The 15426-nt window shown below is 59.5% G+C and carries 17 protein-coding genes; 2 read left to right on the forward strand and 15 right to left on the reverse strand.

The genetic code is table 11. The features are described 5' to 3' along the window. Window positions 1-2 precede the first annotated feature (2 nt). The 6 genes from mltG to ACIP6G_RS05880 all read right to left on the reverse strand — a co-directional run bounded on the left by mltG (window position 3) and on the right by ACIP6G_RS05880 (window position 6251). Window positions 3-1457 carry an endolytic transglycosylase MltG gene (mltG, locus tag ACIP6G_RS05855; RefSeq protein ID WP_400289113.1) on the reverse strand — a complete coding sequence of 485 codons (1455 nt, stop codon included), beginning with the start codon at window positions 1455-1457 and terminating at the stop codon, window positions 3-5. 45 nt (window positions 1458-1502) lie between these two features. Continuing rightward, window positions 1503-1976, reverse strand: coding sequence for a Holliday junction resolvase RuvX (gene ruvX, locus ACIP6G_RS05860; RefSeq protein WP_219844133.1), 474 nt, complete (start codon window positions 1974-1976; stop codon window positions 1503-1505). Further along, entirely contained in the window at window positions 1969-4659 is a 2691-nt protein-coding gene (gene alaS, locus ACIP6G_RS05865; RefSeq protein WP_400289115.1) for an alanine--tRNA ligase, read from the reverse strand. The genes ruvX and alaS overlap by 8 nt, the downstream gene beginning before the upstream one ends. Window positions 4660-4678: 19 nt before the next feature. Then, window positions 4679-4888, reverse strand: a complete 210-nt coding sequence (locus ACIP6G_RS05870; RefSeq protein ID WP_105658293.1) for a hypothetical protein — start codon at window positions 4886-4888, stop codon at window positions 4679-4681. Between the two features lie 80 nt (window positions 4889-4968). Continuing rightward, on the reverse strand, window positions 4969-5340 hold the full coding sequence (locus ACIP6G_RS05875) for a DUF948 domain-containing protein (protein ID WP_400289118.1): 372 nt from the start codon (window positions 5338-5340) through the stop codon (window positions 4969-4971). Between the two features lie 776 nt (window positions 5341-6116). After that, window positions 6117-6251 carry a hypothetical protein gene (locus ACIP6G_RS05880; protein ID WP_400289120.1) on the reverse strand — a complete coding sequence of 45 codons (135 nt, stop codon included), beginning with the start codon at window positions 6249-6251 and terminating at the stop codon, window positions 6117-6119. A gap of 128 nt (window positions 6252-6379) precedes the next feature. Here ACIP6G_RS05880 and ACIP6G_RS05885 point away from each other — a divergent pair, with 128 nt between their 5' ends. Together ACIP6G_RS05885 and ACIP6G_RS05890 are read left to right on the forward strand one after the other, a co-directional pair. Continuing rightward, complete coding sequence (locus ACIP6G_RS05885; protein WP_400289122.1) at window positions 6380-6715, forward strand: hypothetical protein; 336 nt, start codon at window positions 6380-6382, stop codon at window positions 6713-6715. Between the two features lie 173 nt (window positions 6716-6888). Then, window positions 6889-7695, forward strand: a complete 807-nt coding sequence (locus tag ACIP6G_RS05890) for a hypothetical protein (protein ID WP_400289125.1) — start codon at window positions 6889-6891, stop codon at window positions 7693-7695. 53 nt (window positions 7696-7748) lie between these two features. On the opposite strand, the gene ACIP6G_RS05895 is transcribed toward ACIP6G_RS05890, so the two are convergent. The 9 genes from ACIP6G_RS05895 to ACIP6G_RS05935 form a co-directional block, all read right to left on the reverse strand. Further along, window positions 7749-7991 carry a hypothetical protein gene (locus tag ACIP6G_RS05895; protein WP_400289128.1) on the reverse strand — a complete coding sequence of 81 codons (243 nt, stop codon included), beginning with the start codon at window positions 7989-7991 and terminating at the stop codon, window positions 7749-7751. 10 nt (window positions 7992-8001) lie between these two features. Continuing rightward, window positions 8002-9078 carry an N-acetylmuramoyl-L-alanine amidase gene (locus ACIP6G_RS05900; RefSeq protein WP_400289130.1) on the reverse strand — a complete coding sequence of 359 codons (1077 nt, stop codon included), beginning with the start codon at window positions 9076-9078 and terminating at the stop codon, window positions 8002-8004. 73 nt (window positions 9079-9151) lie between these two features. Continuing rightward, window positions 9152-9466 (reverse strand): hypothetical protein, encoded by a 315-nt coding sequence (locus tag ACIP6G_RS05905; protein ID WP_400289132.1) that lies wholly within the window; start codon window positions 9464-9466, stop codon window positions 9152-9154. Window positions 9467-9659: 193 nt separating this feature from the next. Continuing rightward, on the reverse strand, window positions 9660-9938 hold the full coding sequence (locus ACIP6G_RS05910; RefSeq protein ID WP_400289134.1) for a hypothetical protein: 279 nt from the start codon (window positions 9936-9938) through the stop codon (window positions 9660-9662). 106 nt (window positions 9939-10044) lie between these two features. Beyond that, entirely contained in the window at window positions 10045-11970 is a 1926-nt protein-coding gene (locus ACIP6G_RS05915; RefSeq protein ID WP_400289135.1) for a pyocin knob domain-containing protein, read from the reverse strand. Between the two features lie 13 nt (window positions 11971-11983). Then, window positions 11984-13831, reverse strand: coding sequence for a polysaccharide deacetylase family protein (locus ACIP6G_RS05920; protein WP_400289137.1), 1848 nt, complete (start codon window positions 13829-13831; stop codon window positions 11984-11986). A 3-nt stretch (window positions 13832-13834) separates the two neighbouring features. Continuing rightward, on the reverse strand, window positions 13835-14338 hold the full coding sequence (locus ACIP6G_RS05925; protein ID WP_400289139.1) for a hypothetical protein: 504 nt from the start codon (window positions 14336-14338) through the stop codon (window positions 13835-13837). A 29-nt stretch (window positions 14339-14367) separates the two neighbouring features. After that, window positions 14368-14586, reverse strand: a complete 219-nt coding sequence (locus ACIP6G_RS05930) for a hypothetical protein (protein WP_400289141.1) — start codon at window positions 14584-14586, stop codon at window positions 14368-14370. A gap of 11 nt (window positions 14587-14597) precedes the next feature. Then, window positions 14598-15425 carry a hypothetical protein gene (locus tag ACIP6G_RS05935; RefSeq protein ID WP_400289143.1) on the reverse strand — a complete coding sequence of 276 codons (828 nt, stop codon included), beginning with the start codon at window positions 15423-15425 and terminating at the stop codon, window positions 14598-14600. Window position 15426: the final 1 nt, after the last annotated feature.

Genomic DNA, 15426 nt, shown 5'->3' on the forward strand with positions numbered 1-15426 from the left:
CGCTAGCAGACTCCTGGATTCTGGTTGCACCAGGCGCGGAATTCCGCCTGGTTCTGCCGGTGCTCAGCGTAGGTCGAGGCGAACTTGGTTTCACCGGTTTCGATGTTGACCGTCACCCAGTAGTAGTAGCCGTTGCTTTCCGGATGGGCAGCAGCCTCGATCGCAGAATTCGCCGGCGAGCCCAAGGGGGTTGGCGGCAGGCCGGTGTGCACATAGGTGTTGTACTTGTTCGACGCGTCCTGCTTCTCCTGGGCGCTGAACTGCAGCGAGTAGCGGTCCAGCCCGTAGATCACCGAGGAGTCGACCTGCAGCAGCCCGTGGGTTTCGCGGTTGCCCGGGTCCAGGCGGTTCTCGATCGCGCCGGCGACCGTGGCGTAGTCCGGGGTGCGTGCCTCGGCCTGCAGGATCGAGGCGACCTTCAGGGTGCGGTAGCCCTCTTCGAGGTCGGTGATGCCGGCCTGCTCCAGGGAAGCCTTGGTGGCCTTGACCAGTTCGCCCAGGACTTCTTCGGCGTCGGCGTTCAGCGGGAAGCGGTACTCCCCCGGGTGCAGCCAGCCTTCGAGGCTCGGCACCGAGGCAGGCAGGCCGAATTGCTGCGGCTTCTTGGCCAGCTCCTGCAGATCCTTTTCCGCCAGGCCCGAGCCCTTGGCAATCTCCTTGATCGCCGCGTCCAGGCGCATATTGGCCTTCAGCCCGATGTAGAAGACCTTGTCTGGACGCTGGTTCACGAGGATATCTGCCGCGTCGGCCGCTGGCATCTGCTTCTTGAGCAGGTAGGTGCCGGGGTGGATCAGCTTGCTCTGCGCTTCGGAGTCCGCGACGGCGTCGGTGAACAGGCCGTCGCTGGAGACGACATCGAGCTCTTCGAGCTTGCGCGAAATGATCTTCAAGCCCCAGCCATCTTCCACGGTGAATTCCACCGCGGCGCCGCCTGGGCCTGGATAGTCGTCCGGGTTGAACTGCTTGAGCACGGACTTGACGAAGTAGACCGAACCGGCGACCACCAGTGCGAAGATCAGCACGGTGGCCAGCATGACCAGGTTGCGCTTGCGCTTGGTGCGCTTGCGCCGCTGGGCCTTGCCGGCGGCGGCGGCCTGGGCAGCTTGGTCATCGTGGGGATCGACGCTGAGCACCGCGGCCTGCTGCGCGGCGTCGGCCTCGTGCGAGTAGTGCTCCTGGGCGGCATCCTCGTGCCCGGCAAATGCTGGCGCATCGGAGGCGGCGGCTGACTGGGCGGGGAGGAACCTGGTGTCGGTTCCTTCCCCGTCCGGGGCTTCCTGGTCTGCGGGCTCCTGCCAGCTGTCCTCGGCCGCCGCCAGCGATTGGCGGTAATGCCCGGTGCCGGTCAGTTCCGGTTCTGAGGGTTGTTCGATCGGCAAGCCAGTGCCGGCGGCAAAGCGTTCGTATAGCGCGCGATGCGTTTCGCGTTGCCGTTCATGGCGGGCTTCTTCTCGCATCAACTCTCATCTCTCGGGTCTTTGTGGTGCCCTAGCGGTTGTGGGCTAGCGCAGCACAATCCGGCTGGCTTGTACGCGCACATTGTTGCGTCGCATTTCCAGCACTTGCTGCAAGATCTCAGTGGCCGCGACCTGGTCGACCACCTTGCGGTGATCTTCCATCTTCTTGCCCGAGGCGTGCAACGAGCGATGCGCGTTCACGGTGCTCAGGCGTTCGTCGACCATGAAAACCTCAAGCTCGATATTAGCGCTTGCAGCTTCCTGGGCCAAGGCAATCGCGTAGTCACGTGCCATTTTAGTGGATTCGGTCGCGTTTCCAGCCAGTGATTTCGGCTCCCCGATGAATACCTCGGTGACGCCGCGATCGGCAATGATGCGCAGAAGCATCCGCAGATCCGAGTTCTTCTTCGCATCCCGGCGCAGGGTCATCACCGGAGTGGCGAGGATTCCGGAGGGATCAGATGCGGCGACGCCGACGCGGGCCAGGCCCACGTCGACGCCGAGAGCGGCATTAGCCATTGGCCAGTGCCGCCTGGATTGCAGCCAGTGCGTCATCGATCTTCGATGCGTCCTGGCCACCGCCCTGTGCCATATCGTCCTTGCCGCCGCCTCCGCCGCCGAGCACGCCGGTAGCGGTGCGCACCAGCGCGCCGGCCTTGAAGCCGTTGGCGCGGGCCTCGTCGTTGGTCACAGCCAGCACCAGCGGGCGGCCGTTGGCCACGCCGATCAGCACGATGACTGCGGCTTCGGAACCCAGCTTGGCGCGCAGGTCCAGTGCCATGGTGCGCAGGGCGTCAGCCGAGTCGATCTGCCCGGCGTTGTGGGCCAGCAGTCGGGTGCTGCCGATGGTGGCGACCTTCTGCAGCAGCGCTGCGGACTGGGCCAGCATGGCCTGGCTCTTGAGCTCGGCGATCTGCTTCTCGGCGGCCTTCAGCTTGGCAACGGTGTCGTTGACGCGCTCGGACACCTGGCTGGATGGAACGCGGAACAGGCCCGAGAGCTCGGAAACCAGGGCGCGCTCGGCGGCTCCGTGGCGGAAGGCTTCCATGCCGACCAGGGCCTCGACGCGGCGATTGCCCGAACCGACCGAAGCCTCCGAGAGCAAGGTCAGCTGGCCGATGCGCGCGGTGGTGTCCACGTGGGTACCGCCGCACAGCTCGCGCGACCAGTCGCCGTTCATCTCGACCACGCGCACGTCGTTGGAGTACTTCTCCCCGAACAGGCTCATGGCGCCCAGCTTCTTCGCCTCGGACAGTGCCATCTCATTGGTGACGACCTGGTAGTTCGAGGCGATGGCCAGGTTCACTACCTCCTCGACTTCGCTGCGTGCCGCGGCGGATAGCGCCTCGGCCCAGGAGAAGTCGAAGCGCAGGTAGCCGGCCTTGTTGAAGGAACCGGCCTGGGTGGCCGTTGGGCCAAGCAGCTCGCGCAGCGCGGCGTGCACCAGGTGGGTGGCGGAGTGCGCCTGCTCGCCGGAGCGGCGGCGCACCGCGTCGACCTGGGTGCGAACCAGTGCTTCGGCTGGCAATTCGCCTTCGCGCACGATGACCTTGTGCACGTTCAGGCCCTTGACCGGGGCCTGCACGTCGGTGACTTCCAGCACGAAGCCGTCGCCGGTGATCAGGCCGCTGTCGCCTGCCTGGCCGCCGGACTCGGCATAGAACGGGGTTTCGTTCAGCACCAGGTCGATTTCCTGGCCCTGCTCGGCGAATGGCACAACCTGGCCATCGCGGATGATGCCGCGGATGGAGGATTCGCCTTCGAGGGTGTCATAGCCGGTGAAGTGCACGTTGCCGGCCTCGGCCAGCTGGGTGTACACCGACAGGTCGGCGTGGCCGGCCTTCTTGGCCTTGGCGTCCTTCTGGGCGCGGGTGCGCTGCTCGTTCATCAGTTCGCGGAAACGCGACTCGTCAACGGACAGGCCAGCTTCGGCGGCGATCTCCAAGGTGAGGTCGATCGGGAAGCCGAAGGTGTCGTGCAGGGTGAAGGCGTCATCGCCCGAGAGGTTCTTGCCTTCCTCCTTGGCGTGGCCCAGTGCCTCGTCCAGGCGGGTGGTGCCCGAAGCGATGGTGCGGCGGAAAGCGCGCTCTTCGGCGTAGGCGATGCGGGCAATGCGCTCGAAATCGGCCTCCACCTCGGGGTAGACGCCCTTCATGGCGTCGCGCGATACCGGGAGCAGCTCAGGGAGCACCTCGGTGTCCACGCCCATCAGGCGCATTGCGCGCACGGCGCGGCGGATCAGCCGGCGCAGCACATAGCCGCGGCCTTCATTGCCCGGGGTGACCTGGTCGGAGATCAGCATCAGCGAGGAGCGGATGTGGTCCGCGATCATGCGCAGGCGCACGTCGGTGGCGTGGTTCGGGTCGGCTGGATCCTCGGTGGAGGTGTAGGCGACGCCGGCAAGCTCGGCGGCCTTGTCGAGCACCGGACGGACCTGGTCGGTCTCGTACATGTTCTCGACGCCCTGCAGGATCATGGCTAGTCGTTCCAGGCCCAGACCGGTATCGATGTTGCGCTTGGGCAGTTCGCCGGCCACATCGAAGTCGGTCTTGGAACGTACCGCGGAGAGTCGGTACTGCATGAACACGAGGTTCCAGATTTCCACGTAGCGGGTCTCGTCGACCGCTGGGCCGCCCTCGACACCGTAGGCGGGGCCGCGGTCGTAGTAGATCTCGGAGCATGGACCGCCGGGGCCGGGCTGGCCGGTATTCCAGTAGTTGTCTTCCTTGCCGGTGCCTACGACGCGCTCGGTAGGCATGCCGATCTCTTCTTCCCAGATGCGGCGGGCTTCAAGGTCCTTCTCGTCTCCGTCTTCGTAGACGGTGACCCACAGGCGTTCCTTGTCCAGGCCGTAGCCGCCGTCTTCGACGGAGCTGGTCAGCAGCTCCCAGGCGAAGTGGATGGCTTCGTTCTTGAAGTAGTCGCCGAAGGAGAAGTTGCCGCACATCTGGAAGAAGGTGCCGTGACGCGCGGTCTTGCCCACTTCTTCGATATCGCCGGTGCGGATGCACTTCTGCACGGAGGTCGCACGGGAGTACGGGGGCTCTTCGCGCGCGGTGAGGTAAGGGATGAACGGGACCATGCCGGCCACCGTGAACAACAGCGAAGGGTCGGCCGAGACCAGCGAGGCACTAGGTACCGCCGTATGGCCCTTCGAGACGAAAAAGTCGACCCAACGACGGGCAATTTCCTGCGTTTTCATCGTGTTACGGATGATCCCTTCACTTAGCGGCGTCCACGCCCAAGGCGGAACGTAATTCTTCTTCGCGGGAGCTCATTCCTTGGCGGAAGGCTTCCCAATATTCCGAGGCGCGGTCGGTGTACTTGCCGACCTGGCGGTTTAGCGCCGCCCCGGATGAAACTTCAGCGTATTTCTTGGACGCGAGCACGCCAACGCCCACTCCAATCGAAACCCACAAGAGCTTTTTCATTCTAGTCTCCTTGGCGGCCACCAGTTGGCCGTATCCTATTCAGCGCGCCGATACGTGTTCGATCAAACAGCGTTGCTTGCTTAGCGGCTGCGGCGAGCCTTGCCGCTTGGCTTGGTGTTCATCGCGACCTTCACGCCTTCGGTGAACGCGGCAACCTTGATCAGCGGTTTGCCAACGGTGGCTGCTACCAGCGAGGACAGCGCGGACACATTGGCGGTGGTGTCAGAAACGTTGCTGGTGATGGCATCGACCTTCTTGAGCTGGTCGTTGGTGGTCGCCACGGTGTTGGCGACTTCGCCGATCAGCGGAGTGGTTCCGTCAGCCAGGTCCTTGATCGATTTGCGCAGCTCGTCGAACACCTTGCCCAACTTAATGATCGGCACTGCCAGCAGCACAACTAGTACAACAAACGCGCCGGCGGCGATGAGCCCTGCAATATCCGAACCCGACATGTGCTTCCTCTTCTGCTTTGGGTTTTTGGTGCCAGTCCACCTTATCGAAGTCAGAGCCCAGATAGGTAGTTAAGCGACAAGCCCGCAACCGTTTCCGGTTGCGGGCTTGGAACTAGCGCACGGATTTAGCGTGCGTAGTCCGACAAGTATTAAGAGGTATAGGTGCTGTGGCCTGTATTGATGCGGAAATCCGGGGCAAAACCTTGTTTTTCGCTGATGGTCGGAATTGTCTCAGTACAGTCATTTCAAGCCCGAATCAATGGTCTACTGCAGGCCAACCGCCACAGAACCGCCACAACTCCCCTGCTGCTCCCGACCCACCATGATGCTGAGCCATTCAGCGTCTTCAGGCGCCAGGCACTTACTCTATTAAATTGGGTCAGCCCCACCGAAGTTCATTTCGGTGAGGCTGACTGCGAGTTTTGCGCCGGGCCATGGACCCCCATCCATGGCCCTAAGGACACCGGCTTCCCCCAAAAGCGTATGTCCGGCGTGAAACCTATGCTCAGAGTACGGGGTTAAACCTTTAACGCCCAGAGGTTTCAGAGCCCTGGACTGTAGTTATTTATCATCGAGTCATTGTTTTTCCTCGGCGCCCGACACTAGAGTGTTTTATGGCTCATGCCAATCCCAAAAGATCACCAGTCAGGCACCGTGTTTGCTTCCCCCAAGGGCGAATTCGTGCTGGTGAAACCCGTCAGCATCCCCCAAGTGCTGACGGGTTGCCTGTTTAACGCAGAAAATGCCCCACCCTCGTTTGAGGTTGGGGCATTTCCTTAGTCGCGGTCCACCAAAACGCTGAGGCACACGGCGGCTTCGGGTACTAGTTCGAAGGCTTGGTCTCGGCCTGTTTTGTAGTCATCACCGATGACTGACACGGCGCCGGGTTCGCCGTTTTGCAGGTTGTTCACTGTCACTTCCACAAGGCGAATTCTAGTCGCAGTTACTAAGCATCGAAAATGTTGTGGTGTCCAGACGCGATTATCGTTCCCGTGACGAAAAATTTAGGTTCAGGGTATCGTCGGCTAATGTTCCGGCTATGGGTATATTCAATTGGGGTAAACGCTCCAAGCGCAAATTAGAACCCTATGATTCCGGTTCGCACCTCTACAAGACGTTCCCCGCTTATCAGGTTGTCGGTTGGCCAGGCGTTCAAAAACATCGCCGCACGTTAGAGCGAATAGCTCAACGCGTACAAAACGGCAGGAAGCTTGAATCCATCGAGCAATACCAAGATGGCCAGTATGATTTCAGTTTCAACCCTCCAGATTTTCAAGCAGCATGCGAAGGAGACGTGAACGCTGGGATGACGTACCATCGCGAAGTTGCAGATGGGAAATACTGGATTAGTAAGCATGGCTTCCAGCAACGCTGAAACGTCTAGATATAGTCTCAGACAGTTTTTGTCTTTACGATGATAATAGACACCCACAGAAGCTGAGCTTCTGCTAATCATCCGTATGAAGAGGACAAGCATGACGAGTATTGAGTATCCATTGGCACTAGTTTTTTTGCGGTCCTAGCACGATGGGAGTCGCTATTGACAAAATGATGACCTATGCAAAAGACCAACGAATCTGGCGTTACATGGACCTGGCCAAATATCTGGATCTCCTGCGCACCGAGAGCTTGTACTTATCGCCGATTTCCTCATTTGAGGATAGATGGGAAGGCGCAACAGGCGTATACGATCTTCAGCGTGACGTTTCGAGATTCAAAGGTGTATTTGAAAATGGGACGCCGGATATGGACCGACGAATGGCCGAAGGCCTGGAGGAGGCGGCTGCTGCAGATCGTGACAGAGTATTTGTAAACTGCTGGCATGCGAACGACTTCGAGTCTTCGGCCATGTGGAAACTGTATGGGATTACTGGCAATTCCATCGCAATCGAGTCAACGATAGAAGAACTGGCCGCTGTTGGATCTGACGAACCTGAAAAACAAGATCTCTCAACCGTGATGGCTGTCAGTTATCACGATTTACTTCGCACTCCGCTTCCACACGAAGACGCTTTCAATCTACATGCTCGATACTCATACAAGCGCACGAGTTTTGACCATGAAAAAGAAATCAGATTGATCCATTACCAGTTAGAGCGAGCGAAGGATCGTCCCATTCGCGGCCTTAGATTCGGTGCCGATCTAAGCCAACTTATCGAACGCGTGGTCGTGTCTCCCGACGCAGCTCCTTGGTTTAAAGACGTCGTGTCAGATGTGACGGCAAAGTATGGGTTTGATTTTCAGGTCCAAGAATCCGAACTGAACGTTAAACCGACTTATGGCACAGGGCACTACGAGTTTGGCGCGGCACCTAAGTGGGGCGCAGAAGGCCGTTCTGGGAAGCCTGTAACTTAACGCAGAAAACCGCCCCAACCATTACTCAGAGTTAATGGTTGGGGCGGTTTCGTTTACTTCGGCGGGTCTACGTTCGCTCGTGCCAGTGAGGCGGCGACTAAGCCAACCACGCCGCCGAGGATTCCCACGACGGAGACGGTGAGTGTGATGAAGCTCTGCACATCATCGAGAGTGATGATCCGCAGGGTAACCAGCGTGGCCACGATGAGCGCGGCTACCACGATGGCTGCGGTGTAGAGCTTCTTTCGGCTTGCCGGATCGCTTAGGCCGGTTCCTTGTGCTTCGTACTTTCCCATGTGGCTCCTCCTAGTTGTTGTCGTTTAGCCATCGCTGGATGGCCTTGCCGGTTTCCTCTTCAGGCTTGCCGTCAAGCTTGTACTCGTCTAGGTCGTAGTAGACCTTGCCGCGGTTACCTTCGTCGTCACCGAGCATCCGCTGGAACTCGACCCAGAACCAGTAGCCGTCGATACCGTCCTTCGCCAGCGGAACGCCCTTGGCGACACCGCGAGCGGCGAACGGGGTCTTGAGGTAGTAGCCGTTGCGCTGCATCAGCGTCATGGTGTCGGTGATGGTCAGCTTCTCGAACTTGCCATCCCACTGCTTGTTGAGACCGCTCACGACGTTCTCCAAAAGGATCTGCAGCGCGCCGATTTCCCAGGACAGGAAGTTGCCGTTGATCTTCAGATCGGCGTAGTTGTCCGGGAAGTTCGTGGAACGGTTCGGAACGTTGGTTGGAGACTGGTCGGCAACCTTAGCCGGCTTGGGCTTTGCTTTTGCTGGCTTGGACGCTACGGGCTTAGCTTCACCAATGTCCCCGTTAGCTGCCGACCAGATGCCGGGGATCTGTAGAATCTTCGCGTCGCCGGGGCAGATCTTCCCGCGTGCCGACGAGTACTTAATGCCACCGGGCTTGTACGAGGTTGTGAGTATGCCCTTGCGCCCAGCGAAGTTACCTTCAACGCCGAGGCGGTGCCACGACAGGCCAGCCGAGTTGTCATTGGTCTGGGTATTCTTGGCGACTTGGTTCTTGATGTCGTGGGTGTCGCGTGCCCACTTCCACAGCTTGGCGAGCGCTTCTTCCTGCGCGTCTGTCCATGGCTCGCTGTCAGGTTTAGTTACACCGCCAGCGGTTTCTACGGAAATGGTGGAGTCATTGCCGTTCATGTCCGACGCGGAACGGTACTGAGTGTCGATGTACTGTTCAACGGTGCCGTCCTTAGCCACATAGAAGTGACTGCAAGCCGAGTTGGAGCGGGAGAACATGCCGTACAGCGATTCCGCATTAGAAACTGCGACGTGCAGGTTCATGCGACGGTGACGGGCGATCTTCACCTTGTTCCACTTGGGGATAAGGCGCTGTTTAGCGCCGGGATAAATAGCCACAATGGCCACCTTTCGGGCATAGAAAAACCCAGACACCGTTCGCGCCTGGGCAAAAGAAAAGGACCAGCGGTTGCTAGTCCTTGTTGCGTTCTCGTTTGTGTTTTCGCTGTTCTCGGATGATCGTGATGCCGAGTGCAGTCAAAGCAATGTTGAGGATCAAGTAAAGCGCGAGGTACACCCACGGCCTGCCAGCGAATGCAGGGAAAAAGCTTGAAGCAGTCGCGAGAGTGAGGATCGCCCACATGATAGCCAGCAATCCCATCAGTACACGGCCAGCAGGAAACCTCGACCACGCTCCCTGCGTGACCCCATGCCAGCCGATCATGATCACTAGGGTCTGGAGCATCGCCAAGCCGATCAACATTCCTGTCCAGGGTTGGATTGTCATGCGGTCCTTCCACGGAAAGACCTGTGCAGTCCTTCACTGAAATGGTTCTCTGAGTTGATTTGGCGTAGTCGCTTCGTCTGCTCGCCAACTTCGCGCTTAGTCTCGTGCGCCGCCGACAAATCAATGTCAGCTTGAATCTTCGCTGCCAGAGCTTCCTTCGCCTCCAGCTCGGCTTGCTTCCTGCGCTTCCAAATCACCTGGAATCACCAGCTTTGTTCGCGTCCTGAACGGCTGACATGATCTTGGCTGTAGTCTCACCAATCACTTGCTGGTCGCGGACTGTCTCAGCGAGCGTGTGGATGATCTCTTGCTTCTTTGTCGCGGTTGCTTGCCAGTCATCGCGTGCTTTCACCATCACGTCATAAGTGGACTTCGGGACAATCCGACCGGTGAGCACCATCCACACGATCACCGTAACGAGACCGCCTGGTGTTAGCCCGCCAATCGCCGCCCATGGGATCGACTCAATCATTGGAGCACCTTAGAAGTCTGGGCATTATTTACCTCTAATCTTGGGGTTTCCGCTCACAGAGGGCATAAAAAATGCGCCCCCTGTGAGCGCTTCGTGGTGATCGTTCCTAAACTGCGTCGGTGAGCAACTGCTCGTAGGGGCTGACTACTTCCAACCGGCCCGCAGTAACTTCGGCTTGTACGTAGTCCAGAATCGATATGAACTCCGCGGTTGTGATGTACCCGGCAGTGTCCAGCAGGGACGGGTGAAGCATGAACTGGATCGCTCGCTTGTTCGATTCGACACTCTGAACGAGGCTTTGAACCTGTGCAAGCGTGTACGAGTCCAGCGTGTAATGAGCCAGCCCCTGCCGCACGGTGCCATCCTGCCAACGGGTACTGCCACTGATATAGCCAGCACTCACCGCGTGGTTGCTGAGGATGAATTTACCGCCCTCAGTGGCGAAGAACTCCTCCGCGGTTGCACCAGTGACGAACCCGCCGAAGTCTGTCCCCGCTGAGCCTGGGGGTGCGAACCCGTCGATCTGCGCTGCGGGAAGCTGGGCCCGCAGTTCGGTCAGCCCGTCGAGGATCGCCGCCTTCCACTGGGCTTCGGAATTGTCTCCTGACCCGTGGTCCTTCGAATGGTTCCAGATCTCCGCCAGCCCACCGGTAACCCAGCCGTTGACCATTGCCGGTGTGACACCAACGTTTTCGGTGCGATCCCACTGGCCCGAGCACAATGCCAGCGAGTACTTGTACCCCCGCGACTCAAGCTCAGCACGGATCTTCGAATCAAAGTTAGCCAGACCATGGTCGAACCGGAGTGCAAGGGTAGCAGTCGTGACCTTTCGCCGTCCCCGCATGCGCCGCGACCAGTCCTGGACGAGCAGATCGTTAGCAAGCCCAGCGTCCACCGCCCCAGTGGCTGGCGCCGGCACTTTTCCTTGCTCTTGCCACGCGGGGAAAATTGACCCCTTCGTGACACGAAGGAGTACCCGGTACTCCCCATCTGCTAAATAAACCTTCAACTCCTGCGACGCCAAAAGCGTTCCTATGCTGAGCGCCGCGACTTTCAGTACCCCGTAGAACGGGAACGTCACATCTGCTGGCAGGCCGGGATAGTCCGCTGCGGTCGTCGCGATCAGCATGTGCGTGCCAGCGCCTCGGAACGTGTCCAAGGAGGTCCCCGCAGGCAGGATGCCTTTGGCGTCCCGACGGTCTTCCCAAGGCCCAGTCCAGGTGGTAGCGGAGGTGGTGATGCGTGAGGCGGCCTCCGGGCGGCCACCAGATCCGGACGCAGCGTACTCGTGCTCGGTAACCGCTGCCGCAGACTTCCACACCTTCAGCAGGCCTCTGTATGGGAAAGGGCAGTTCACCATTGTGGCTGCACTCGTTGAGCTGGCGACACCATAGATACCGGGGGTGCGGACGGTATTGAAGTCCGTCCCGTCAGCGAGGTTGCCCTTCCACGGCAACGCGGCTTCGATCGAAGCGATCTTGGGATTCGCATCCACCGCTGCGGCGGCAGCATCAATGACCGCCTGGTCGCCAGCAATATAGTCAGCGGTGATCTGCTCAACTTGCGGTGCGACCTGCGCATTGATCCGCTGATCTATTGCTGCACCGGTTAGCGGGGCATCCACTTGGGCCGACACATTAGAGTCGGTCACGGTTGCCTCAACGGGAATCTGACCTACAGGGACTTTTCCGCCAATCAGATCGGCTTTGCTGGCCAGCCCAATGTTCGATGCTTTGGCATCCAACGCAGTCTGGGTCGCGGAACTGATCGGCTTGTCCAGGTCAGACGTGTTGTCGACACTCCCGAGGCCGAATTTCGACTTCGTGAGAGTTACCCATTGAGTGCTTCCGTTACTGGTCTTTTCGATGGTCTGCCCAGCAGTACCACCTTCGGGAACACCAGGGCCGGCAGGGCCGGGACGGCCAGGGAACTGGCCGTCCAATGGGATAGGGATCAGTGGAAGCCCATCTCCTGGATCCAACATGGCATTGCCAGTGTTCAGCGCATTGGAGACGGTATTGGTACGTTTCACTGTGGTTTCCTCCTTAGGCTGCGTATGCGTTGATCTGCTGGACTTCCACGGTGCCTCCGGACACTCGGGTCAGCGAGAAGTTCAAAGTGGAACCGCCGACCTTGGGTACCGCGAAGAACTTTCGGATTTCCACCCACGAACCTGCCGGGATCGTGTAGTCCTTGCTGACGTTTGTCGCCCCGCCCGTTACGGTCAGTCGGACAACGCTACTGGCACTGGCTTTCACTACCGCATGGAATTCGCGGATGCTCCCGCGAGACCACGCCACAGGAAGCATCGTCAGAGGATAAGTAAGCGCTGCTGAGCCACTGCTCGATGGGTTGCCTGCGCTGTTCAGAGACCAGCCGTCCCAACCTTTCAGCGCACCGTTGAAGCCACCGGGCAGGAGGTTGTTGCGGTAGTCCTCCGATGGGTCAACGGTGAATAGTGCACGGCGGGTCAGAATGATGATTCGCCCTGCGTCACGCTGCTGGGCCAGCCACTGAATGTCTGCCCGAAGTTCGGCCGTGGTGCGGTATCCCGGGGTGTCCAGCCATCCCGGGTGGTGCAGGCCTGTGAGCGCGTATCCATGCTCGATCGCTTCTTCAACGATGTCCCGGAATTCTTGCGCGCTGCTGGATTCGCCGATTCCGCCGTGAGCTTGGCCGATCAGATCGTACCCGCCGCCAGGCTGCATGTAGCCGCCCTTGCGGGCACCAACGAACGCGTAGCGGGACAGGAGCATCTTGCCGGCAGTGGTCTCGGTGAAGTCCTTGATCGACTGGCCGTTGTACCCGCCATAGGGGTCTGCTTCGCCACCGGTTCCGGGCATTGACCAGCCGTCGATGACAGTGGAAGGCATCTGCTTTTCCATGTGGTCGGCGGAGTCGATGATCTCCTTCTTCAAGGACGAATAGGTGGAGGCGGGTCCGTGCGACCACGAGTGCCCCTGCGGTTCGATACCGTCGTTGAGAACCCAGGACTGCACGGTTGGCCATGGGACAGCTTCGGCGAGGGCATGGTTGACGTTGCCTTCGACCCAGTTCACGGCCAGGGCCATGGTTGCTGGGATGTCGAATTCCTGCAGGATTGGGAGCACCTTGTCTCGGAACGCGGCATTGTAGTCATCGAACTGCAAAGCGATCGCTGCTTTGCCTCCCGTGCCGAGCTTGTAACCCAGACGCTTACGCGCTTCGTCCAGGCGGAAAGCGTGCTTGAGCGCGTACTGCTCATTGTCAGCGGCCCCACCGCCGCCGCCACCGCCTGCCATGAGGTTGACCCACTCAGTCCACTGGGAAGTAGCCAAACCCAGACGCTGGCGAGTCCACACGCCCGGCGGGTATCCAGTGATGCCGTAAGAGAAGTACATCTGCGTGTTGACACCGCCGGTGTCATTCCACAACTTGCCCGGAGCCGGGACAGGCAGGCCGCCGACTTCACGGGCCGTGGTCGTCGAAGCGATGCTCCAGAACCCGGCCTTCTCGGGCAAGAACCAGTAGTCGAGGTTATCCCCGGCCGCAATGACGCCGCTGTTCTTGATGGTGTTGGTGGAGTTCAGATTCATCCATGCGCCGAAACCGCCAGACAAGCCTGTGCGTCCGCGGAACCAGAACGCTTCGGGAGAGCCGGTGGAACGGAACGAGGTCAGGAACTGTCCGCCCAGTCCAGGCAAGACGAACAACTGGCCAGCCACAACGCCCGACGGAAGACCGGTCAGGGTTGCCGCGCCGGAACCGGAGAACGTCCACGAACCCTCATATGCCGGGGTATGCCAGGTGTTGATGTTCGACCCGTTAGGGATGCTTCCTTTGTGGATTGAACCTGCAGGGCCGCGGGGGCCTGTGACATCAGCGACGAAGACTGAGCTTTTTGCTATGGCCATTGTTTACACTCCTCGGTGGATTTCGCCGGTGTTGCGGCCGTTGTAGTTCTGCGGATCATCCGGGTCGGTCTTCCACCAGAGCTGACCTCGTTGGAGGTTGCCCGGGAAGGTGAGCGACATGAGCACGAGTGACAGATTCGGGAGTGATCCGCCCCAACCGCCGTCCGGTGGGCCGATGACAATGAACTGGTCCAGGGATCCGCCGGCGCCCACGGGGACGCGGATCTGCCACCCGGGGAAATCCATGCTTGGGCCTGCTCCGTCTACCCACTCGATGCGCAGGGTGTAGAAGCAATCCGTGGCCATCACGGTGGTCGCTGTGAGATTCACGCTGAATGAGCCATTGGATGCCGGCGTGACTCTGACCTCGGCCGTGGAATGAATTGTTCCCGGCGTGGTAGTCGCAGCTTGGACCATCGCTTCGTTCGGGCGGAATACAAGCACACCCTGACGATTGGCCATGGCAGCTCCGACCAGGTCTTTCAGATACCCAGTAACTGCAGGCATCCCGCCTCCTTAACTAGAAAACCCACCGGCTATCCGGTGGGTTGGTTTGAGATATTGAGTAATGCCTGCGTTTTCCAAAGTTCAAACTGCGACGTTTCGAGGGCTTCCTGGTATTTCGGAATCACTGATTCAGCGACCAGCACCTGCTGCCGAAGCGATCTTTTCTCTGCCCGAAGTACGGCTACTTCTTCCTGGAGCACTTCGACCCATTCAAGAAGTTCTGATTCCGTATCGTCATGCTGAGGCATGTTGTGGCTCCTTAGGGGGTCCATGTAGTTCGGTAAATTCGGCCGTTTCCGTCGATATAGAGGTTCGGGACAAAACTCGAACTGCTTGTGGTCGGCAGCGCTTGAGCGAGAATCTGCCCGTTGAACGTTGAGACGCCACCGACTGTCAGCGCTCCAGAGATATTTGTTTCCGGCGCCGTCAAGTCAATTTCAGGGCCTTGCAAGGTCACGCCAATGTTGTGATTCATCATCATCCCGAACTGGCCTACAGCTATTGACCCGCCCGCAAAGTTGATCTGGCCACCGACGGCAGGCTCAATCATCAGATCGCCAGCGAAGATGCGGCCACCTGACTCAACGTTCAGGTCGTTCCGGACATGCAGTGTGCCGTCAGAATCAATACCAAACGTTCCGAAGTCCGCTGACCCGTCTGGGCGCAGCTCGAACAGGCCGGCCTGCATGGTGCCATCCGATGCGATGCCCAGGGCACCGAACTTTGCGCTGCCGTCCGGGTAGATCAGCGAGTCGCCGGCCTTGAACTGGCCACCAGAAATAATCTCGAAATTTCCGGCCACGTCAGTGGGCCCGGTCAGATGGTTCACTCCGGACAGATTATTAACCCCAGAAAGGTTCGTGACTCCCGAGCCGTTCAACGTACCAGTCACGTCAAGCAGGCCAGTAACCCGCTGCGTACCAGCGACACCGAGGAACCCGTCAATATTGACGTTCGAACCCTCGGACCAGTGAGTGTTACCACGTTCAACGGTCGTGGACGAAAGGTCGGTCTTAGTTCCGTAGTTCCGTTCCTTACGCCGCTGCCGGGTGAGGTTCTCGCCGGTGAGGTCAACAACTCTTGCCACT

The organism is Glutamicibacter sp. NPDC088483 (genome assembly GCF_044753145.1).
In the GTDB taxonomy this organism is placed as follows: Bacteria; Actinomycetota; Actinomycetes; order Actinomycetales; family Micrococcaceae; genus Glutamicibacter.